Here is a 19,410-nt window from a genome sequence, read left to right on the forward strand (position 1 = left end):
GCCGCCAACGGCGGGAATTAAAAACCGCCGCGCGCCGCGGCCACCCGCGGTTCGGGCGCCGCCGCGGTCCCGCGCCCTGCGGCACCGGCGCGGCGCGCCCGGGGCGCGGCTTATTCCGGCGCGAAGAACTCGTTGCCGTGCATGTCGACCAGCTCCAGCGCGCGGCCGCCGCCGCGGGCCACGCAGGTCAGCGGGTCGTCGGCGACCTGCACGTGCAGGCCGGTCTCCTCGCTGATCAGCCGGTCCAGGTCGCGCAGCAGCGCGCCGCCGCCGGTCAGCACGATGCCGCGCTCGGCCACGTCCGCGCACAGTTCCGGCGGGGTCTGCTCCAGCGCCAGCTTGATCGCCGAGACGATCCCGGCCAGCGGCTCGCGCAGCGCCTCCAGCACCTCGTTGGAGTTGATCGTGATCATCTTCGGCACGCCCTCGGCGAGGTTGCGGCCGGAGACCTCGATGGTCACCGCCTTCTGCTGCGGGTAGGCGCAGCCGATCTCCAGCTTGATCCGCTCGGCGGTGGCCTCGCCGATCAGGGTGCCGTAGGTGCGGCGCACGTAGTTGATGATCGACTCGTCGAAGCGGTCGCCGCCGATGCGCACCGAGGCCGAATAGACGATGCCGTTCAGCGCGATCACCGCCACCTCGGTGGTGCCGCCGCCGATGTCCACCACCATCGAGCCGCGCGCCTCGGTGACCGGCATGCCGGCGCCGATCGCCGCCGCCATCGGCTCCTCGATCAGGTAGACCTCGCGGGCGCCGGCCTCCTCGGCCGATTCCTTGATCGCGCGGCGCTCGACCTGGGTGCTGCCGCAGGGCACGCACACCAGCACCCGCGGGCTCGGGCGCAGGAACCGGCTCTTGTGCACCTTGCGGATGAAGTGCTTGAGCATCTCCTCGGTGTAGGTGAAGTCGGCGATGACGCCGTCCTTCATCGGCCGGATCGTGGTGATGTGCCCCGGGGTGCGGCCGAGCATCTGCTTGGCCTCCGCGCCCACCGCCGCGACCGAGCGGTTGCCGCCGATCAGCCGGTCCTGGCGCACCGCGACCACCGACGGCTCGTTCAGGACGATCCCCTGCCCGCGGACGTAGATGAGGGTGTTGGCCGTGCCCAGGTCGATGGACAGGTCGTTGGAGAACATGCCGCGAAACTTCTTGAACATCGGGGGATTGGCCGTGAAAGAGGGGCGCCGGAGGGGTTCGCTAGCCTAGCAACCGGCCTCCCCGCCAGCAAGGAAAAAACCTGCGCTGGCGGGCACTTTCCGACCCTGCGGGTCGGCCCGCGGCGGGGCGCCGCGGCGGCGTCCGGCTGGCCGGGGGGGCCGGCAGCGGCTACCCTAGCGCCCGCGCGGCCGCCGCGATGGCCGTTCGCGCGCCCATGCCGGCCCACGGCGGCAGTCGCCGTGCGGCGTTCTTTGACCGATTCGGGGTGATACGACTGATGTCTGCGCTGATCTGCGGCTCGCTGGCCTACGACACCATCATGGTGTTCCCGGACCAGTTCAAGAACCACATCCTGCCGGACAAGGTCCACATCCTGAACGTCTCGTTCCTGGTGCCGCGGATGCGCCGCGAGTTCGGCGGCTGCGCCGGCAACATCGCCTACAACCTCAAGCTGCTCGGCGGCGATCCGGTCCCGATGGCCACCGTGGGCTCCGACTTCGGCCCGTACCGCGAGCACTTCGAGCAGATGGGCATCCGGCTCGACCACGTCAAGGTGATCGACGAGCTGTTCACCCCGCAGGCGTTCATCACCACCGACCTGGACAACAACCAGATCACCGCGTTCCACCCGGGCGCGATGATGCGCTCGTTCGAGAACCACGTGCGCGACGTGCCCGGCGTGAGCTTCGGCATCGTCAGCCCCGACGGGCGCGAGGGCATGCTGCAGAACGCGCAGGAGTTCGCCGAGACCGGCATCCCCTTCATCTTCGACCCGGGCCAGGCGATGCCGTTGTTCAACGGCGAGGAGCTGCGCCGCTTCATCGAGCTGGCCGACTACGTCACCGTCAACGACTACGAATCCAACCTGCTGCAGGAACGCACCGGCTGGAGCGAGAACGACATCGTGCAGCGGGTGAAGGCCTACATCACCACCCGCGGCCCGCACGGCTCGCAGATCCACACCCGCGAGAAGACCTACGACGTCCCGCCCGCGCACGAGCGCCGCGTCACCGACCCGACCGGCTGCGGCGACGCGTTCCGCGCCGGGCTGATCTTCGGCATCGAGAAGGGCTACGACTGGCTGACCATCGGCCGCATGGGCAACCTGATGGGCGCGCTGAAGGTCGAGCACCCCGGCACGCAGAACCAGCGCTTCGACTTCGACGAGTTCGCCGAGCAGTTCAAGCAGCAGTTCGGCTATTCCCTGAGCTAGCCGCCGGCGAAGGGCAACGGATCGAGGGAACGAGCGGCCTTCTCTCGCTCCTCATTGCTCGTTCCTCCTCGCCCGGCCGCCGCCCGGCGGCGCGCTCACATCATGTGCGCGAGCCACAGCAGCTCCGGCTGCGCCAGGCGCTCGAACTCGGCGTAGGGCATCCGCACCGCCTCGTCGTGGTTGCCGGCGTTGAACGCGATCTGCGGCTGGTGCGCCAGGCGCGAATCGACGTACACCGGCATGCCGTAGAGATGGCCGAACGGCGGCATCGCGCCGACCTCGCAATCCGGGAACGCGTCGCGGAACTCGTTCTCCCCGGCCAGTTCGACGGCCGCGCCGCCGAGCGCGAGCGACAACCGGCGCAGGTCGGCGCGGTAGGCGGCCGGCATCACCAGCATCGCCAGGCGGCCGTCGGCCTTGATCATCACCGTCTTGGCGAACAGCTCCGGCGCGATCCGCGCGGCCATCGCGGTGTCGTGCGCGGTGAGCGCGCGCGGGTGGCCCAGGATCGCGTAGGGCGCGTGCTCCTGGTCGAACAGCGCGTGCAGGCGTGGCGCGAGCATGGCGGGCCTCCACCGGCGCGGCGCGCTCCCTGCGTCGTCGCCGGTCGCACGACGTTGCGCGCGCTTCCGCCGCGCGCGGGGTCGCGGCGCTCGCGCGCCGCAGCGTCAGCCTGCTCCGCCGCCGTTACGGCGGCGTCGAGCGCCCCCGGTTCCACGCCGCCGGCATTCGCGCCGGGTCCAGCCCGCCGACCTCGAACACCGCGGTGCGGGTGCCGCCGGCCTCGACCGGGAACTCGATGGCGACGGTCTGCGCGGCCTTGGCCAGCCGCCACAGCGCGCGTTCGTCCTCGACGAACATCGCGATCGCCTGGTCGGTGCGCGGGCGGCTGGCGTCCATCCGCTTCGGCGCCGCGCCGTCCACCGACACCTTCACCTTGCAGCCGCCATAGCAGTCGAAGTCGCCGGCCTCCAGCACCAGGTAGCTGCTGCGGCCCCACTCGGGATGGTCGCGGAAGATCAGCTGCACCGGGCGCGGGCCGCTGCCGTCGACGTCGACCCGCTCCTTGGCGTACAGCGAGGCGGTGACCTGCTGGCCCCGGGGCAAAGGCTGGGTCTGGTAGGTCCACAGCGCCGCCAGGCGCTGTTCCTCGCGGGCGCGCTCGGCCTTGGCCCTGGCCTCGCGGTAGGGCGCCTCGATCCGCGCGGCCGCGGCGCTGCCCGGATGCTTCGAGAACAGGATGTCGCCGTGGGCGCGGGCGAGCTGCCAGTTGCCCTTGGCGTACTCGGCCTCGAACGCGCGCGCCATCTCCTCGGCGGCCTGGGCCTCGGCCCGGGCCTGCGCGGCCGCCGCGGCCTGCGGGTCCTCGCGCGGGCCGCAGGCCGCCAGGGCCAGCGTCGCCACGAGCAACAGCGTCGGTTTGTCCATCGTCGCAAGCCTCGCTCGATCTGAAGACCGCCCGGCCTCGCGGCGCCGCGGGCCGCGCTGCGGCGACTTCGCGGTCGCGGCCGGGGGCGCCGCGTTCGGACGATCCGGGAGCGCCGGGGCCCCGCCCGCGCGGGACCACGGCGCCGGCCGGTCATGGGGTGGACGGCGCGCCCTGCTTCGCCTTCGCGATCGTCTCCTCGACCGAGGCGCTGGTGATCGGGTGGTAGCCCGGCCGCGCCTGGGCGAAGGTGGCCTCGGCCAGCTTCAGGCCGTCCGGCGTCTTCACCAGCGCATTGTAGGTCGGCATGATCAGCTTGCGCCGGCCGACGCGGGTGATGAACTCGGCCGCGGCGGCGTTGGCCTGGGCGTAGCCGTTGCGGATCGCGAGCGGGTACCAGCGCTGCGCGATCTCGCCGTTGGGCGTGCCGGTGAACTGGTAGGCGGCGTCGAGCGCGGCGAGCCGGTCGGCCGGCAGCGTCTCCGGCATGCCTTCGATGAAGTGCACCCACTCCTGCGTGCTCCACTTCGCGGTCTGCGCCGCCTCGGGCAGCGCGCCGCCGTCGAGCCAGGCCTTGCGCGCGGCGTCGACCGCGTCGAACCGCGGCGAGGCCGTCTTCGGCGCGCTGGCGGGAATGCCGGGCTGGTAGATCCATTCGTCCAGCTCGGCCTCGCTGACCTTGCCCGGGTACTTGGCCAGCAGGTTGGCCTTGGCGTACTCGATGAACTTCGTGGTCGGGATCGACTGGAACGCGAAGTGGTCGAAGTAGCCCTTCAGGAACGGATCGAAGGCGTCGCGGCCGAAGCGCTCCTCGAGGAACTGCAGGAACCACGCGCCCTTGGTGTAGACGGTCGCGCTGCTGGCGCCGTCGGGGTCGGCCAGGGTGCCCGGGCGCAGCGCCAGCACCTGCAGCTTCGGATCGATCTGCTTGTATTCCTCGGCCAGCTCGTTGCGGGCGATCACCTTCTCCATGTCGGCCAGTTCCTTGCCGTACAGGTCCTCGACGATGCGGTTCTCGACGTAGCTGGTGAAGCCCTCGTTGAGCCAGCCGTCCTTCGGCGTGGAGAAGGTGACCAGGTTGCCGGACCAGCTGTGCGCCAGCTCGTGCGCGACCAGCGACACCAGCGACTTGTCGCCGACGATCACCGTGGGCGTGGCGAAGGTCAGGCGCGGGTTCTCCATGCCGCCGTACGGGAACGACGGCGGCAGCACCAGGATATCGTAGCGCTCCCAGCGATACGGGCCGTACAGGCGCTCGGCGGTCCGCATCATCTTCTCGGTGTCCTCGAACTCCTTGGCCGCCTTGCCGACCGTCGCCGGTTCCGCCCACACGCCGGCGCGCGGGCTGATCGGCTGGAACACCAGGTCGCCGGCGGCGATCGCGAGCAGGTAGGACGGGATCTTCTGCGGCATCTTGAAGCTGTAGTCGCCGTCGCGCGCCGCGTTCGGGTCGTTGTCGGCGCTCATCAGCACCATCGCGTCGCCCGGCGCGGTCACGTGCGCGGTGTAGGTGAAGCGCACCCGCGGCGTGTCCTGCAGCGGCACCCACGAGCGGGCGTGGATCTGCTGCGACTGGCTGAACATGAACGGCGTCTTCTTGCCCTGGGTCATCTCCGGGGTCAGCCACTGCAGGCCGGAGGCCTCCGGCGAGGTCGCGTAGGTCACGCGGATGCGCGGGTTGCGCTGCGGCGCCTCGATCGTCAGCTTGCTGCCCAGCACCTTGTCCTTCGGCGCCAGGCTGAACTTCAGGTCTTCCCACTTGCCGTCGGCGCGCTCGCCGACCACCTTCTCGATGCTCAGGTCGCGGGTGTCGAGCACCAGCCGGTTCGCCTTCGGGTCGGCCCAGTCGAGGGTGTAGGTGGCGCTGCCGGCGAGCTGCCTGTTGTCGAAGTCGACCTTCAGATCCAGCGCGAGATCGTCGATGCGGACCTGGTCGGGTTCGGCGTAGGAGTATTCGTCGACTTCGGCGACGGCTTGCTGTTCGGCGGCGGCCATGGCGGCATCCCGGGGAGTGTCGTGCGCCGGCGGGGCACCGTCGCAACCGGCGGCGACGGCGACGGCAAGGCAGAGCGACAGGATCGAGTAGCGCATTGCGGAATCCACGATGATCGGTAAGCGGCCGAGTGTAGCGCCCCCGCCCCGGCGCGGACATGGGCCGGAACGCCCGGCCGCGGCGCCGGCGAACGGACCGGATCGGCAACGTCGTGGCGCGCGCGGGCCTCGCGCGGGGCCGGCCGCCGCGCGCTTGGCGGCATGGCCGCAACACAGCTTTGCGGGATCGAGGAACCGCAACGATGCTTTCCGCGCCGCCCGGCTGTTGCGGCGGTGCGCGCATCCCTAGCCTGCATGGCCTCTCCCCTCCGAAGGACGTCCCATGCAACCGCTCGCAGGAAAAGTCGCACTCGTCACCGGTGGCAGCCGCGGCATCGGCGCCGCGATCGCGCGCAAGCTCGCCGAGGACGGCGCCGACGTCGCCCTCACCTACGTCAATTCCGAGGCCCAGGCGCAGCGGGTCGCTGCCGCCGTCCAGGCGCACGGCCGCCGCGGCCTGGCGCTGCGCGCCGACAGCGCCGATCCGGACGCGGTCGCCGCCGCGGTCGAGCGCACGGTGGCCGAGCTGGGCCGCCTCGACATCCTGGTCAACAATGCCGGCATCTTCGCCTACGGCCCGTACGAGGACGTCGGCCGCGGGGACTTCGAACGCATGATCGCGATCAACGTGCAGGCGCCGTTCGTCGCCGCGCAGGCCGCGTCGAGGCACCTGCGCGAGGGCGGCCGCATCATCACCATCGGCAGCTGCCTGGGCGAGCGCGTCGGCGCGCCGGGCATGACGCTGTACGCGCTGAGCAAGTTCGCGGTGGTCGGGCTGAGCAAGGGCCTGGCGCAGGACCTCGGGCCGCGCGGCATCACCGCCAACGTGGTCCAGCCCGGGCCGATCGACACCGACATGAACCCGGCCGACGGCGAAGGCGCCGAGCACCAGCGCCGCGGCCTGCCGCTGGGCCGCTACGGCGAGCCGGAGGACGTCGCGGCGATGGTCGCGCACCTGGCCGGCCCCGGCGGCCGCTACGTCACCGGCGCGGTGCTGTCGGTCGACGGCGGCTTCTCGGCCTGAGCGCCATGCCGCGCGAGGCCGCCTGGGCGTGGGCGCTGCTGCTCGGCGCCGGCCTGCTCGAAGTGGTGTGGGCGATCGCGCTCAAGCAGAGCGAAGGCTTCACCCGCCTGCTGCCGAGCGCGATCGGCATCGCCGCCGCGGGGGTCAGCTTCGCCATGCTGACCCTGGCGCTGCGCTGGCTGCCGGTCGGCACCGCGTACGCGGTCTGGGTCGGCATCGGCACGGTCGGGGTCGCCGTGGCCGGGATCGCCGCGCTCGGCGAAGCGGCGACCGCACCGCGGCTGCTGTGCCTGGGCTTGATCGTGGCCGGCGTGGTGGGGCTGAAGCTGATCGGGCGCTAGCCGGCCGCCTGCCCTCGCCCCGGCCCCTCTCCCGCCCGCGGGGCCCGGCCCCCCCCCGCATGCGGGAGCCGGCGCCGTGTCGTGCCTGGCGCGGGAGAGGGGCGTTGCCGCAAGCCGGCTCAGACCTTGTAGCCGGTGTGGATCGCGACGATCCCGGCCGAGAGGTTGCGATAGCCGCAGCGCTCGAACCCGGCCGCCTGCATCATCGCCTTGAGCTCGTCCTGCGGCGGATGCTTGCGGATGCTCTCGGCGAGGTAGCGGTAGCTGTCGGCATCGCCGGCGAACAGCCGGCCCAGGCGCGGCAGCACCTGGAACGAGTGGAAGTCGTACAGCGGCCGGAACCACTCCGGCTTCACTTCCGAGAACTCCAGCACCCGCGCCTGGCCGCCGACCTTGAGCACGCGCCGCATCTCGCGCAGCGCGGCGTCCTTGTCGGTGACGTTGCGCAGGCCGAAGGCGATCGTCACCAGGTCGAAGCTGGCGTCCGGGAACGGCAGCTTCTCGGCATTGAGCTGCACGTACTCGAAGCCGGCGACCTTGCCCTGGTCGGTCAGGCGGTCGCGCCCGACCCGCAGCATCGCGCCGTTGATGTCGCCCAGCACGATGCTGCCGGTGCGGCCGACGCGTTCGTGCAGCAGCAGGGCGATGTCGCCGGTGCCGCCGGCCAGATCGAGCACGCGGTCGCCCGGCCTGGCCTGGCAGGTGGCGACGAAGTAGCGCTTCCAGACCCGGTGGATGCCCAGCGACATCAGGTCGTTCATCAGGTCGTACTTGGCCGCGACCGAGGTGAACACCTGGCCGACCAGCTTCTGCTTCTCCGCCACGGGCACGTCGCGGAAGCCGAAGTGGGTGGTGCCGGACTTGGGATCGCTGGACTCGTTCATGGCGGGATTATCGCACCCGCGTGCGACAATAGGGCCCCGGCGCGAGGGCCGGGACGAGGAGGACGACACGCGCCGATGAGCCGCTACGCGCCGCGCGAATGGCAGCCGCACGAGCGGCCGATGCTGCCGGGCTCGCCCTCGACCCCGCTGCATCCCACGCCCCGGCGCATCGGCTACTTCGTGGTCGGGCTGCTCGTCGCGATCACCGGCGGCCTCGGCAACGCGCTGGTGACCGCGAACCTGGCCAACCTGCAGGGCGCGATCGGCGCCACCTCGGCGGAGATCGCCTGGCTGCCGGCCGCGTACGTGATGACCAACGCCTCGGTGAACCTGGTCCTGGTGAAGTTCCGCCAGCAGTTCGGGCTGCGCCTGTTCACCGAGTTCTTCCTCGGCCTGTACGCGCTGGTGACCTTCGCCCACCTGTTCGTCAACGACCTCGGCTCGGCGATCGCGGTGCGCGCCGCGCACGGCGTGGCCGGCGCGGCGCTGAGCACGCTCGGGCTGTACTACACGATGCAGGCGTTCCCGGCCGCGCACCGCCTGCGCGGGCTGGTGGTCGGCATCGGCGTGGCGCAGCTGGCGCAGCCGCTGGCGCGGATCTTCTCCGCCGAGCTGCTGGAGTTCGGCGAATGGCGCGGCCTGTACCTGTTCGAGCTGGGCCTGGCGCTGGTCGCGCTCGGCGGCGTGCTGATGCTGAAGCTGCCGCCCAGCGACCGGGTGAAGGCGTTCGAGAAGGAGGACTTCCTGACCTTCGCGCTGTTCGCGCCGGGCATCGCGCTGCTGTGCGCGGTGCTGTCGCTGGGGCGGATCGACTGGTGGCTGGAGGCGGCGTGGATCGGCTGGGCGCTGTGCGGCGCGATCGTGCTGCTGACCTCGGCGTTCGCGCTCGAGCACTTCCGCGCCAACCCGCTGATCAACACCCGCTGGCTGGCCAGCGGCACGATGGTGCGGCTGGCGGTGTCGCTGCTGCTGATCCGCATCGCCCTGTCCGAGCAGAGCACCGGCGCGGTCGGCTTCCTGCAGGCGCTGGGGCTGACCAACGACCAGATGCACGGGCTGTTCGCGATGGTGCTGGCCGGCTGCCTGGCCGGCATCGTCGCCAGCGCGCTGACGATCCGCCCGAACCGGATGATCGTGCCGGCGGCGATCGCGCTGGCCTGCATCGCCGCCGGCGCGCTGCTCGACAGCCGCTCGAGCCACCTGACCCGGCCGGAGCAGATGTACCTGAGCCAGTTCCTGATCGGCTTCGGCAGCACCTTCTTCCTCGGCCCGGCGATGGTCTCCGGCATCGGCCAGGTGATCGCCCAGCCGCGCAACCTGATCAGCTTCGTGGTGCTGTTCGGCATGGCGCAGAACGTCGGCGGCCTGGTCGGCGCGGCGGCGCTCGGCACCTTCCAGACGGTGCGCGAGAAATTCCACTCCAGCCAGCTCGTCGAGCACCTGACCCTGCTCGACCCGCAGGTCGCCGCGCGCGTGCAGGCGGGCGCCTCGGCGTACGCCCCGACCGTCGCCGACCCGGCGCTGCGCAACGCGCAAGGCGTGCGCGCGCTCGGCGCGGTGGCCACGCGCGAGGCCAACGTGCTGGCCTACAACGACGTGTTCCTGGCGATCGCGGCGCTCTCGCTGCTGACCATGGCGTGGATGCTGTTCCACCGCCTGCGGCTGGCGCGCCGCGACCGCCTCGCCGCCCTCGCCCGGACCCCCGCCCGATGAACGTTCCCGCCGACGCCTCCCGCACCCCGCCCGACGCAGCCCGGCGCCAGCGCCGGCGCTGGCAGATGGCCGCGTTCGCCGCGGTCGCGCTGACCGGCGTGCTGATCGTGCTCTACGCCTGGCGCCTGCCGCCGTTCCACAGCACGGTGCAGAGCACCGAGAACGCCTACGTGCGCGGCCAGGTCACGATCATCAGCCCGCAGGTCAGCGGCTACGTCGCGGCGGTGCCGGTGCGCGACTTCCAGCACGTGCGCCGCGGCCAGCTGCTGGCGCGGATCGACGACCGCATCTACCGCCAGCGCCTGGACCAGGCCCTGGCCCAGCTGCAGGCGCAGCGGGCGGCGCTGGCCAACGCCGAGCAGCAGCTGCGCGGCGCCGAGGCCACGGTGGCGCAGCGCCGCGCGGCGATCGCCACCGCCGGCGCGCAGGCCGGCGTGGCCGCGGCCGACCTGCGCCGGGTCGAACAGCTGGCCGCGCAGCAACTGCTCGCGCGCAGCGACCTCGACCACGCCCGCGCCGCGCGCGTGCAGTCCGAGGCGGCGCTGGCCGAGGCGCGCGCCGCGCTCGACGCGGCCGAGCAGCAGGTGCGCAGCGTGCAGGTCAACCGCGGCGCGCTCGAGGCCGCGGTGGCCGGCGCGCAGGCGGCGGTGCAGCTGGCGCGGATCGACCTGGCCAACACCCGCATCGTCGCCCCGGGCGACGGCCAGCTCGGCCAGGTGACGGTGCGCCAGGGCGCCTACGTCACCAACGGCACCCAGCTGATGGCGCTGGTGCCGCGCGCGCTGTGGGTGATCGCCAACTACAAGGAGACGCAGATGGCGCGGATGCGCATCGGCCAGCCGGCGGTCTTCAGCGTCGACGCGCTCGGCGGCGCGCGCCTGCGCGGGCGGGTGCAGGAGATCTCGCCGGCGGCCGGATCGGAATTCGCGGTGCTGCCGCCGGACAACGCCACCGGCAACTTCGTCAAGGTCGCCCAGCGCATTCCGGTCAAGATCGCGATCGACCCCGGCCAGCCGCTGGCGGCGCGGCTGCGGCCCGGGATGTCGGTGGTGGCCAGCGTCGAGACCGGCGCCGGGAGCGACTGAGCGCCGGCGACAGCGGCGCTTCGCGCTGGCATGCTGGCGACGCACTGCACGCCGCCCCCGGAGAGCGCGCATGACCACGCCGAACTACCGCGCCCTGCTCGAGACCGCGATCGCCGAGGCCCGCCAGGGCCTGGCCGAGGGCGGCATCCCGATCGGCGCGGCGCTGTACCGCCACGACGGCCGGCTGCTCGGCTGCGGCCACAACCGCCGGGTGCAGGAGAACGACCCCTCGGTGCACGGCGAGACCGACGCCTTCCGCAAGGCCGGCCGCCAGCGCTCCTACCGCGACACGATCATGGTCACCACCCTGGCGCCGTGCTGGTACTGCAGCGGCCTGGTGCGGCAGTTCGGCATCGGCACGGTGGTGGTCGGGGAATCGGTCAACTTCCGCGGCGGCATCGACTGGCTGCGCGAGCACGGCGTGCACGTGGTCGACCTGGAGGACGCCGAATGCATCGCCCTGCTCGGCGACTGGATCGCCGCGCATCCGGAGGTGTGGAACGAGGACATCGGCGCGGACTGAGCCGGTCCGCCGGCCTGTTCCGCATGGGGCCGGGACCGCAGCGCGGCGCGCCGCCCGGGCGCGCGGCGGACGCCCCGCATGACCTCCGCCGGATGCGCGCGCGGGAAACCCGCGGCATCCTGCGCGCATGCACGCGCCTTGCGCCTACCAGACCCGCCACGCCGCCGGCGACGCCCTGGCCACGCACCGGCACCGCACGGCCTATGCGGCGCTGGTGCTCGACGGCGACTACCTCGAGGCCAGCGCGGACGGCCCGGCCGAGTGCGTGCCCGGCAGCCTGATCCTGCACCCGCGCTTCCACGCCCACGGCGACCGCTTCGGCCGCCGCGGCGCGCGCGTGATCAACCTGGACCTGCCGCCGGGCCTGGCGCCGGAGACGGTGACGGTGCTGCGGGTTCCGGCGCTGGCCGAAGCGGCGGCGGTGTTCGCGCGCGGCGCGCACGAGCTGCCGGCGCTGGTCGCCGCCTGCGCGGCGCAGCCGCCGGCGCCGCTGCACGACTGGCAGCGGCCCTTCCTCGACGCGCTGCGCGACGGCGACGCGCCGATCGCGCGACTCGCCCGGGACGCCGGGGTATCGCTCGCCCACGCCAGCCGCAGCTTCCTCCGCTCGCACGGCATGCCGCCGCAACTGCTCAGGCGCGAGCTGCGCTGCCGGCGCGCGCTCGCGCTGCTGGCCGGCGATGCGCCGCTGGCCGAGATCGCCGCGCGCAGCGGCTTCGCCGACCAGAGCCACCTGACCCGGGCATTGCGCGGGTTCGCCGGCCTGCCGCCGGCGCGGCTGCGGCGGCAGATCAAATCCGTTCAAGACGGCGCCGCGCCCGGCATGCGTCCATAGCGGCACCGGCGGCGCCGCGCGCCGCCGCTCGCCCCGGACCGCCCGCATGCCGACACGCCCGCTTCGCGCCCTGCTCCTCGCCTTCGCCCTGGCCCACGCCGCGCCGGTCGGCGCGGTCGACCCCGACCCGGCGACGAGTCCCGCCGCGGTCGCCGCGATCGACGCCTCCACCGGCGCGATCCTGCAGGGCGACGCGCGCCGCGCGCTGGCCGCGCTGGACGCGGTGCCGGCGTCCGAGTTCGCCGGGGCCGATGCCGGCTACCGCCGCTGCATGCGCACCCGCCTGGGCGGCGCGGCGCCGGTCTACGACCTCGAGGCGGCCACCGACCCGCTGGTGCGCGACGTGCTGCGGCTGTACCAGGACTACTGGTGGCGCGCGCTGCGGGCGCCGGCGCAGCGAACACAGCAGGAGGCCGCGTTGCTGCGCGGACTGCGCGAGCGGCTCGGCCCCGCCGCGGCGGACGCCGCCGACATGGACGCGCTCGAACCGGTGCTGCAGGCGGCGCTGCGCGAGCGCGGCCACCACGCCCAGCTCGGCAGGACCCTGCCGCTGCGCGAGCTGATGCTGTGGCGCAGCCAGCGCAGCCGCGACTACATCGTCGATCTGCCGGAAGGCCGGCAGCGGGTGCCGGTGGACCTGCTGGACGACTTCGTCAGCCGCGGCTGGTCCGGCTACGCGCGTTGCGGCCGGGGCTCGGCCGGGGGCTGGGCCACCGCCGAGCGGCTGTACGCGATCGTGCCGAGCTACCGCGAGGGCCTGGACGGCGAGGCCTTCCGGGTGGTGTTCCTCGGCCACGAGGCGCAGCATTTCGCCGACCAGAACGCGTTCCCCGGCATCGCGCCGTGGGCGCTGGAATACCGCGCCAAGCTGACCGAGCTGGCGCAGGCGCGCGAGGTCAGCGGCAGGCGCCTGCGCGGCTTCGTCAGCGCGCAAAGCGACGACCCGGACTCGCCGCACACCTACGCCAACAAGCGGGTAGTCGCGGACCTGGCCGCCCGCCTGGGCGCGCCGCCGGAGCGCGTCGGCATCGACGCGCTGCAACGGGCCGCGCGCGAGCTGCTGGCCGAGGACACCCGCCGCCGGCGCCCGGGCCCGCGCTGAGGCGCGGCGGCCGGCGTACCATGCCCGGGTCCTCCCGCGCGCAGGCCGCCATGTCCGAGCACACCGCCTCGATCCGCTGGAGCCGCGACGGGCGGCCGTTCGACTACCGGCACTACGGCCGCGACCACCAGTGGCTGTTCGACGGCGGGCAGCGCGTGCCCGCCTCGGCCGCGCCGGACTATCTCGGCAATCCGGCGGCGGTGGACCCGGAGGAGGCGCTGGTCGCGGCGATCTCGTCCTGCCACATGCTCACCCTGCTCGCGATCGCCGCGAAGAAGGGGCTGACCGTCGACCGCTACGAGGACGACGCGGTCGGCACGCTGGAGAAGAACGCCGAGGGCAAGCTCGCGGTCACCCGCGTCGTCCTGCGGCCGCGGATCGTGTTCGGCGACGGCGCGGAACCCGACGCCGGCGCGCTGGCGCGGCTGCACGCGCAGGCGCACGCGCACTGCTTCATCGCCAACTCGGTGCGCACCGAGATCCGGATCGAGGCGCGCTGAAACCGCGCCGCCGCAGCGGCGCTCCGCCCGCCGCGCCGCTGCGGTCGCGACGCGGGACCGGCGCTTCGCCCGCGCCTTCCGCGGAGGCGGGAACACCGCCCTTGCGCCCGCTGCCACCTGCGGTCTCCGGCACCGCACGCGCTCGCCCCGACGATCGGCGGGCGCCGGCGAGGACGGCCAGATGCACTGCAGCTGCGACGTCAGGATCGCATTCGCATCGGCGGCGTCGGCCTTGCACGAGCGCAGCGGCCCTAGCGCGGCGGGTTGAGATACACCGGATTGCCGATCAGCAGCAGCCTGCCGTCGGCGCCGCGCACGTTCGCGCGGATGCGGTGCCGCTTGCCGTCGCTGCGCCAGGCGAAGCGCAGGGTCTGCGGGCTGCGCGCGACCGGCATCGGCGGCTGCGCGGCGAGCGGCCGCCCGTCCTCCAGCAGCTCCACGCGCGCGCCCGCGGCGCCCGCCACCTCGACCGCGAATTCGACCGTGGCGCCTTCCGGCGCGACGAGTTCGCCGCCCATGTGCGCGGTCGCCCCGCCCAGTCGCGCGCCCAGGTCGAGCAGGCGGTCGCGGCTGCCCTCGACGTCGACGAACACGCGGCCGGCGCGCAGGCCGTCCAGGATCGCCGGCATCGACAACGCCTGCGCGTACACCACCGTGGTCGGGCGGCCGACCGGGCTGCCCCCGGGCGTGGCGTCGGCCTGGCCGGCGTCGTGGTTGTCGCTGCCGCCGATCGCGGTCGCGCGGTGGCCGGCGTCGAGCAGCGCCTCCCAGAACGGCACGCCGGAATACGGCGTGTCCGCGTCCATGCCGTTGACCACCTCGACGGCCTGCAGCAAGGCCGGATCCACCGCCGGCCGCGGCGTCCAGCCGCAGCCCAGGCAACGCTCGTCCGACGGGCGGATCGGATGGTTGACCGAGACGAGGCCGCCGAGCCGCGCCGCGTCGCGCAGCAGCGCGTTCCAGTCGCGGCCGCCGGCGACGCGGAAGTCCAGCGGCGCGGCGCTGCCGATCAGGTTGGCGTGGCCTTGGAAGGTGGTGATCTCGCGGCCGGGGATCAGCAGCAGGCGGTCGAAGTACGGCTGCAGCTCGCGGATCGCGTTGGCCTGCGACATCGTGTTGTGGTCGGTGATCGCGGCGAAGTCGAGCCCGCGCGCGACCGCCGCCTGCGCGGTCAGGAACAGCGGGCACGGCACCTTGGCGCCGCCCTGGCTCCGGCAACTGCCGTCGCTGTGCGCGTCGTGCAGGTGCAGGTCGCCGCGGTACCAGCCGGGCGCGTCGCGCAACGGCGGATGGGCGACGGCGGGCTCCCAGAACGGCGTGTCGTCGCGGCCGAACCAGATGCGGGCGAGATACCGCGCGCGCTCCTCGGCGCGGATGTTCGGAATGCCCAGCAGCAGCGCCCAGCGCCCCGGGCGGATCGCCCCGGGCAGGTAGGACGGCGTGGCGTCGCTGGCGGAGACGGTGAACACCGCCTTGTTGCCGCCGCTCCAGCCGCGGAAGCCGTCCGGCCCGAGCAGGCCCAGGTCGACCGTGGTCTTGCGCTCGCGGCCGCCGTACTCGAACTGCACGGTGATCCGTGCGGTGCCCTCGGGCACCTCGAACGGCACCTCGCGGTAGGTCTGGTGGTCAGCGCCGGTCAGCTCGCCGCGCAGGACCAGGTCCGGCGCGGGCGCATCGGCGGCGCGCGCGGACGCGCCGGCCAGGGCGAGCAGGAGCAGCAGGGCGCGCAACGGCGCGGCGATGGGAGGCATGCGGTTCACTTCGCGGAGGTTTCGTGTCCGGGCGCGCGGCAGGCCGGCCGCGCGGGGTTGCAGCGCAGGTAGCCGCCTGCGGGGAATTCCACCCGGTAGGCGCCCCGCCGCGGGTCCGGCCAGGGGTAGTCGGTGGAGACGAACTGCGCGCCGCCGGAGAACGCGGCATCGCGCCGGCGCATGTCGCCGGCGCGGGCCTCGAAGGTGTCCGCGTCGGCGCGGGTGCGGACCAGGAAGCCCGCGGCGACCGCGCGGGCGATCCGCGCGCGCTGCCCGACGGGGTCGTTCAAGGTCAGGTAGGCCGCGGCCGGCGAGGCCTCGTCGGTGTTGACGAACATCGCCCGGCCCTCGAGCGAGCGGCGCGCGCCGCGGTACAGCGCGACCTTGCGCGGTTCCTCGTCGAGCGCGAACAGCACCTGGCCGCGCGCCTCGCCCAGCGTCGGCCAGCGCCCGGCGCGCACCGCGTCGCGCAGGGTCGGGTACGCGCCCTGCACGTCGTCCGGCTCGATCAGGTGGTCGCGCCCGAACACCGCGCGGATCTCGACGTCGAGCGCGTCGAACGCGGCCGCGTCGAACGGCGGCGGCGCGACGGCGCCGGGCCCGCCCGGCCCGTCCTTGGCGTTGATCAGCACCAGCACCGGCGCGTGCCGCGGATGCGCGCGCGACCAGTCGCGCAGCTCGCGCAGGCAGGCCTGCAACGCGACGCACCGGCTGCGGAAATCGATGTCGGCCAGGTGCATCACCTTGAAGCCGGGCCGGCGCATCCGCGCCAGGTCCGCGCCCGGCCACGGCGGCGCCGGGTAGCCGCGCCGGTGCGCGCCGGGCGGGTGCAGGTAGCGGCCGCCCTCGGGATCGTGGAACACATCCAATTCGAGCGTGCGCAGGCCGCGCCGCAGCTGCTCGGCCAGCGGCGGATGCGCGTAGTCGAGCGCGTCGGCGCCGCGCGGGTCGCGGGCGCGGTGCGCGGCCAGCTCGTCCGGCGGGATCGCGCGCTTGTAGCTGTTGTGGCTGCCGATCGCCTGCAGGTCGTTGAGCCGCAGCCGCCGGTCCAGCGCGGCGAGGTCGCAGGCCTGCGCCGCCGCGCCCGCGGCTTCCAGGTCGCAGGCCGGCGCGGCGCGCGCCGCGCCGGCGGCCGCGAGAACGGCCGCCAGCCCGAGCACGCAAGGAAGGCGCGCGCGCATCAGAAGCGGTACATCACGGCCAGGCGGTAGGCGCGGCCGAGGATCGGACGGGCGAAGAAGGTGTTGGCGCCGGCGTCGCCGCTCTGCAGCTCGCCCGCGCGCGGGTTGCCCTCGGTCAGGCCGAGCGAGTTGCCGATGTTGTCGACATAGGCGTACAGCGACCACCTCGGATCGACCTCGAAGCGGGCGCTGGCGTTGAACACGTCGTAGGACGGCAGCCGCACCGAGTTGGCGCGGTCGACGAAGCGCTCGCCCTGGTACTCGTAGCTCAGCTGCAGGCGCAGGCGGTCGTCGAGCAGGTTCAGCGCCGGCGCCAGGCGCAGGCTGCGCTTGGGCACGCGGATCAGCTGGTTGCCGACGAAGTCGCGCAGCACCGGGGCGCCGTTCACCAGCTCGGTGTAGCGCAGGTCCTCGTACTCGGGGTTCTGCAGGGTCGCGGTGAGCTGCAGGTCGAACCACTCGCTCGGGTACCAGCTGCCCTCCAGTTCCAGGCCGTAGGTCTTGGTGGTGGCGTAGCCCTGCTCGACCCGCGAGGTATTGTTGTTGATGTCGAAGACGTAGTTGCTGAACGCCTCGTTGTCATACTTGGTGTAGAACGCCGTGGCGAACAGGTCGAAGGCCTGGTTGGTGAACTTGTAGCCGACCTCGCCGAGGTCCATGGTCTGGATTGGCGGCTTGCTGCCGTTGTTGCGGATGCAGGCCTCGACGTTGTTCGGGTCGCAGCTGGAGTAGCGGGTGATGTAGCTGGACAGGTTCGGCAGGCGGAACGCCGAGGTCCAGCGGGCGAACAGGCCCGAGTACGGCGAGAACTGCCAGTTCGCGCCGGCGGTCCAGCCGGTCTTGCGGAAGCTCTCGTCGTAGGTGGCGAAGCGGCCGGAGCCGGTGAGCACCTGCGAGGCGGCGTAGCCCCGATTCATGTCGACCTGGCGGCGGATCTCGGTCCAGCCCTCGACCTGCACTTCCTCGTGGCGCACGCCGGCGTCGACGCGCAGCGCGTCGTTCACCTGCCACTCGTCGGACAGGTAGAAGGCGTGGGTGGTGGAGCGGCCGCTGGCGTTCTCCCACTCGTAGCCGTAGCGGTAGATGCCGCCGTCGGTGACCGGGCCGACCACGTTGCCGGCGGCGTCCACGCCCACCAGCTCGAGCAGGCGCGCGTTGTCGCGCACGTCGAGCAGCACGTTGGACGAATAGCGGTCGAAGTCCTGGTCGAAGCGGGCGTGGTAGTAGCCGAAGGTGACGTCGTGGCTCTGCTCGCCGAACTCGAAGCGGCGCATCAGCCGGGTGTCGTTGAGCAGTTCCTTCAGCGGCATGGTCACGCCGCGCAGCCCGCCGACGCTCATCAGCGCGTTGCCGTTCTGGTCGGCCAGGTCGAACGCCTGCGCCGGGTCGTCCACGTAGCGCAGCTGCAGCGCGGTGGCGCCCGGCACGCGCGCGAGCAGGCGCTGCGAATCGGCGAGGAAGCGGGCGCCGCTCATCAGCTGCAGCGGGAACAGGCCGTTGCGCCGGGTCAGGGTGTCGCTGTAGCGCAGCGCTTCCGCGAGGCGGAAGCCGGCGCCGAGTTCGTGGTCGAACTTGAAGGTGTACTGGTCGCGCTCGATGCCGGTGCCGACGCTGTTGTCGAAGTCGTACCAGCCGCCGTCGCCCTGCAGCATGCGCACGCGCTCGGTCTCCGGCCCGGCCATGGTGCCGTGGTTGCCGTCGAAGCCCGGCACCGCGCGGATCTCGCCGTCGGCGCCGGTGCGCATCGGGATGCCCAGGAACAGGGCGACGTTGTCGTCCACGCGCTTGTAGTCGAACATCACCGCGCCGCGCTCGAATTCGCGGCTCAGGTTGATCCGGAACTGCCCGCCCTTGTTGGCGTCGAAGCCCGGGTCGCGGACGCCGTCGTCGACCCGGTGGAAGCCGCCCAGGCCCAGCTTCCAGTCGCCGGCGCCGAGCGGCGTGCCGTAGAAGAAGTCGAAGCGGTTGAGGCCGTAGTCGCCCACGGTGTACTTGGCCACGCCCTCGGCGCCGTCGCCGACCACGCGCGGGACGAAGTTGATCGCGCCGGCCGGCGCGTTCGAGTAGAACACCGAGGACGGGCCGCCGCGCACCACCTCGATGCGCTCGATCGTCTCGTCGAGGCGGAAGGCCTGGTCGCCGTTGAGGAAGCCGAGCGCCGGGTCGTGCTGCACCGGCACGCCGCCCTCGAGCAGGGTCACCGAGCCGAAGCCGTCGACCGGAATGCCGCGGGCGCGGATGTTGCCGCTGGCCTCGCCGCCGGAGGCCTCGACCCAGAAGCCGGGCACCGACTTCATCGCCTCGGTCACCGACGTCGGCGCCTGCATGCGCAGCCGCTCCTCGTCGATGCGGGTGATCGAATAGCTGGCTTCGGCCTTGCTGCGCTCCTTGATGCCGGAGCGGCCGGTGACGATCACCGCGTCGAGGTCGCGCGGGTCGGCGTCGGCCGCGGCGACGGCGGCGGCTTCGGCCTGCTGGGCGGCGGCGGGGGCGGACAGCGCGATCAGCGCAGCCAGGGCGAGCGCGCGACGGATCGCACGGCTGAGGTCGTGGCGTTGGGTCATGGAAGGCGTCGTCGATGGG

The 19,410-nt window shown here is 73.1% G+C and carries 17 protein-coding genes; 9 read left to right on the forward strand and 8 right to left on the reverse strand.

Translation table 11 applies throughout. From position 1 onward, the window contains the following. Positions 1 to 110: 110 nt before the first annotated feature. Positions 111 to 1,157: a rod shape-determining protein gene (locus EDC50_RS07890; RefSeq protein ID WP_123769941.1), complete on the reverse strand. Its 1,047-nt coding sequence runs from the start codon at positions 1,155 to 1,157 to the stop codon at positions 111 to 113. A gap of 278 nt (positions 1,158 to 1,435) precedes the next feature. Here EDC50_RS07890 and EDC50_RS07895 point away from each other — a divergent pair, with 278 nt between their 5' ends. Beyond that, positions 1,436 to 2,371: a carbohydrate kinase family protein gene (locus EDC50_RS07895; RefSeq protein ID WP_123769942.1), complete on the forward strand. Its 936-nt coding sequence runs from the start codon at positions 1,436 to 1,438 to the stop codon at positions 2,369 to 2,371. 95 nt (positions 2,372 to 2,466) lie between these two features. Here EDC50_RS07895 and EDC50_RS07900 read toward each other — a convergent pair whose 3' ends face one another. The 3 genes from EDC50_RS07900 to EDC50_RS07910 all read right to left on the reverse strand — a co-directional run bounded on the left by EDC50_RS07900 (position 2,467) and on the right by EDC50_RS07910 (position 5,888). After that, entirely contained in the window at positions 2,467 to 2,934 is a 468-nt protein-coding gene (locus tag EDC50_RS07900; protein WP_123769943.1) for an aminoacyl-tRNA deacylase, read from the reverse strand. A 124-nt stretch (positions 2,935 to 3,058) separates the two neighbouring features. Beyond that, positions 3,059 to 3,799, reverse strand: a complete 741-nt coding sequence (locus EDC50_RS07905; protein WP_123769944.1) for a hypothetical protein — start codon at positions 3,797 to 3,799, stop codon at positions 3,059 to 3,061. Between the two features lie 151 nt (positions 3,800 to 3,950). Beyond that, a complete protein-coding gene (locus tag EDC50_RS07910; protein WP_123769945.1) occupies positions 3,951 to 5,888 on the reverse strand; it encodes a M1 family metallopeptidase in 1,938 nt (645 codons plus the stop codon). A gap of 283 nt (positions 5,889 to 6,171) precedes the next feature. On the opposite strand from EDC50_RS07910, the gene EDC50_RS07915 reads away from it, so the two are divergent. Beyond that, the gene (locus EDC50_RS07915; protein WP_123769946.1) at positions 6,172 to 6,912 is read left to right on the forward strand and encodes an SDR family NAD(P)-dependent oxidoreductase; all 741 of its coding nucleotides are present in this window, start codon (positions 6,172 to 6,174) and stop codon (positions 6,910 to 6,912) included. Between the two features lie 5 nt (positions 6,913 to 6,917). Further along, a complete protein-coding gene (locus tag EDC50_RS07920) occupies positions 6,918 to 7,253 on the forward strand; it encodes a DMT family transporter (RefSeq protein ID WP_123769947.1) in 336 nt (111 codons plus the stop codon). A gap of 119 nt (positions 7,254 to 7,372) precedes the next feature. Here EDC50_RS07920 and ubiE read toward each other — a convergent pair whose 3' ends face one another. After that, the gene (gene ubiE / locus EDC50_RS07925) at positions 7,373 to 8,137 is read right to left on the reverse strand and encodes a bifunctional demethylmenaquinone methyltransferase/2-methoxy-6-polyprenyl-1,4-benzoquinol methylase UbiE (protein WP_123769948.1); all 765 of its coding nucleotides are present in this window, start codon (positions 8,135 to 8,137) and stop codon (positions 7,373 to 7,375) included. A 75-nt stretch (positions 8,138 to 8,212) separates the two neighbouring features. Here ubiE and EDC50_RS07930 point away from each other — a divergent pair, with 75 nt between their 5' ends. The 6 genes from EDC50_RS07930 to EDC50_RS07955 all read left to right on the forward strand — a co-directional run bounded on the left by EDC50_RS07930 (position 8,213) and on the right by EDC50_RS07955 (position 13,895). Next, positions 8,213 to 9,850, forward strand: coding sequence for an MFS transporter (locus EDC50_RS07930; protein ID WP_123769949.1), 1,638 nt, complete (start codon positions 8,213 to 8,215; stop codon positions 9,848 to 9,850). Next, entirely contained in the window at positions 9,847 to 10,935 is a 1,089-nt protein-coding gene (locus EDC50_RS07935) for an HlyD family secretion protein (RefSeq protein WP_123769950.1), read from the forward strand. Before EDC50_RS07930 ends, EDC50_RS07935 begins: the two co-directional genes overlap by 4 nt. 70 nt (positions 10,936 to 11,005) lie before the next feature. Then, the gene (locus EDC50_RS07940) at positions 11,006 to 11,458 is read left to right on the forward strand and encodes a nucleoside deaminase (RefSeq protein ID WP_123769951.1); all 453 of its coding nucleotides are present in this window, start codon (positions 11,006 to 11,008) and stop codon (positions 11,456 to 11,458) included. Between the two features lie 127 nt (positions 11,459 to 11,585). After that, positions 11,586 to 12,293: an AraC family transcriptional regulator gene (locus tag EDC50_RS07945; RefSeq protein ID WP_123769952.1), complete on the forward strand. Its 708-nt coding sequence runs from the start codon at positions 11,586 to 11,588 to the stop codon at positions 12,291 to 12,293. Between the two features lie 46 nt (positions 12,294 to 12,339). Continuing rightward, positions 12,340 to 13,395 carry a hypothetical protein gene (locus EDC50_RS07950; RefSeq protein WP_123769953.1) on the forward strand — a complete coding sequence of 352 codons (1,056 nt, stop codon included), beginning with the start codon at positions 12,340 to 12,342 and terminating at the stop codon, positions 13,393 to 13,395. A gap of 50 nt (positions 13,396 to 13,445) precedes the next feature. Next, complete coding sequence (locus EDC50_RS07955) at positions 13,446 to 13,895, forward strand: OsmC family protein (protein WP_123769954.1); 450 nt, start codon at positions 13,446 to 13,448, stop codon at positions 13,893 to 13,895. A gap of 251 nt (positions 13,896 to 14,146) precedes the next feature. Here the strand turns inward: EDC50_RS07955 and EDC50_RS07960 are convergent, their stop codons facing one another. From EDC50_RS07960 to EDC50_RS07970, 3 genes are read right to left on the reverse strand one after another with little or no spacing between them, the layout of a single operon-like run. Next, complete coding sequence (locus EDC50_RS07960; protein ID WP_123769955.1) at positions 14,147 to 15,646, reverse strand: CehA/McbA family metallohydrolase; 1,500 nt, start codon at positions 15,644 to 15,646, stop codon at positions 14,147 to 14,149. Between the two features lie 5 nt (positions 15,647 to 15,651). Continuing rightward, on the reverse strand, positions 15,652 to 16,827 hold the full coding sequence (locus EDC50_RS07965) for a phosphatidylinositol-specific phospholipase C1-like protein (RefSeq protein ID WP_123769956.1): 1,176 nt from the start codon (positions 16,825 to 16,827) through the stop codon (positions 15,652 to 15,654). Next, positions 16,827 to 19,391, reverse strand: coding sequence for a TonB-dependent receptor domain-containing protein (locus EDC50_RS07970; RefSeq protein WP_123769957.1), 2,565 nt, complete (start codon positions 19,389 to 19,391; stop codon positions 16,827 to 16,829). The genes EDC50_RS07965 and EDC50_RS07970 overlap by 1 nt, the downstream gene beginning before the upstream one ends. Positions 19,392 to 19,410 lie beyond the last annotated feature (19 nt).

It is taken from the genome of Vulcaniibacterium tengchongense (assembly GCF_003814555.1).
Lineage (GTDB): Bacteria > Pseudomonadota > Gammaproteobacteria > Xanthomonadales > Xanthomonadaceae > Vulcaniibacterium > Vulcaniibacterium tengchongense.

What these genes read in the sequence shown, in the direction of transcription:
- EDC50_RS07890 (WP_123769941.1), bottom strand. Translation starts at nt 1,157, where the DNA reads ATGTTCAAGAAGTTTCGCGGCATGTTCTCCAACGACCTGTCCATCGAC.
- EDC50_RS07895 (WP_123769942.1), top strand. Translation starts at nt 1,436, where the DNA reads ATGTCTGCGCTGATCTGCGGCTCGCTGGCCTACGACACCATCATGGTG.
- EDC50_RS07900 (WP_123769943.1), bottom strand. Translation starts at nt 2,934, where the DNA reads ATGCTCGCGCCACGCCTGCACGCGCTGTTCGACCAGGAGCACGCGCCC.
- EDC50_RS07905 (WP_123769944.1), bottom strand. Translation starts at nt 3,799, where the DNA reads ATGGACAAACCGACGCTGTTGCTCGTGGCGACGCTGGCCCTGGCGGCC.
- EDC50_RS07910 (WP_123769945.1), bottom strand. Translation starts at nt 5,888, where the DNA reads ATGCGCTACTCGATCCTGTCGCTCTGCCTTGCCGTCGCCGTCGCCGCC.
- EDC50_RS07915 (WP_123769946.1), top strand. Translation starts at nt 6,172, where the DNA reads ATGCAACCGCTCGCAGGAAAAGTCGCACTCGTCACCGGTGGCAGCCGC.
- EDC50_RS07920 (WP_123769947.1), top strand. Translation starts at nt 6,918, where the DNA reads ATGCCGCGCGAGGCCGCCTGGGCGTGGGCGCTGCTGCTCGGCGCCGGC.
- ubiE (WP_123769948.1), bottom strand. Translation starts at nt 8,137, where the DNA reads ATGAACGAGTCCAGCGATCCCAAGTCCGGCACCACCCACTTCGGCTTC.
- EDC50_RS07930 (WP_123769949.1), top strand. Translation starts at nt 8,213, where the DNA reads ATGAGCCGCTACGCGCCGCGCGAATGGCAGCCGCACGAGCGGCCGATG.
- EDC50_RS07935 (WP_123769950.1), top strand. Translation starts at nt 9,847, where the DNA reads ATGAACGTTCCCGCCGACGCCTCCCGCACCCCGCCCGACGCAGCCCGG.
- EDC50_RS07940 (WP_123769951.1), top strand. Translation starts at nt 11,006, where the DNA reads ATGACCACGCCGAACTACCGCGCCCTGCTCGAGACCGCGATCGCCGAG.
- EDC50_RS07945 (WP_123769952.1), top strand. Translation starts at nt 11,586, where the DNA reads ATGCACGCGCCTTGCGCCTACCAGACCCGCCACGCCGCCGGCGACGCC.
- EDC50_RS07950 (WP_123769953.1), top strand. Translation starts at nt 12,340, where the DNA reads ATGCCGACACGCCCGCTTCGCGCCCTGCTCCTCGCCTTCGCCCTGGCC.
- EDC50_RS07955 (WP_123769954.1), top strand. Translation starts at nt 13,446, where the DNA reads ATGTCCGAGCACACCGCCTCGATCCGCTGGAGCCGCGACGGGCGGCCG.
- EDC50_RS07960 (WP_123769955.1), bottom strand. Translation starts at nt 15,646, where the DNA reads ATGCCTCCCATCGCCGCGCCGTTGCGCGCCCTGCTGCTCCTGCTCGCC.
- EDC50_RS07965 (WP_123769956.1), bottom strand. Translation starts at nt 16,827, where the DNA reads ATGCGCGCGCGCCTTCCTTGCGTGCTCGGGCTGGCGGCCGTTCTCGCG.
- EDC50_RS07970 (WP_123769957.1), bottom strand. Translation starts at nt 19,391, where the DNA reads ATGACCCAACGCCACGACCTCAGCCGTGCGATCCGTCGCGCGCTCGCC.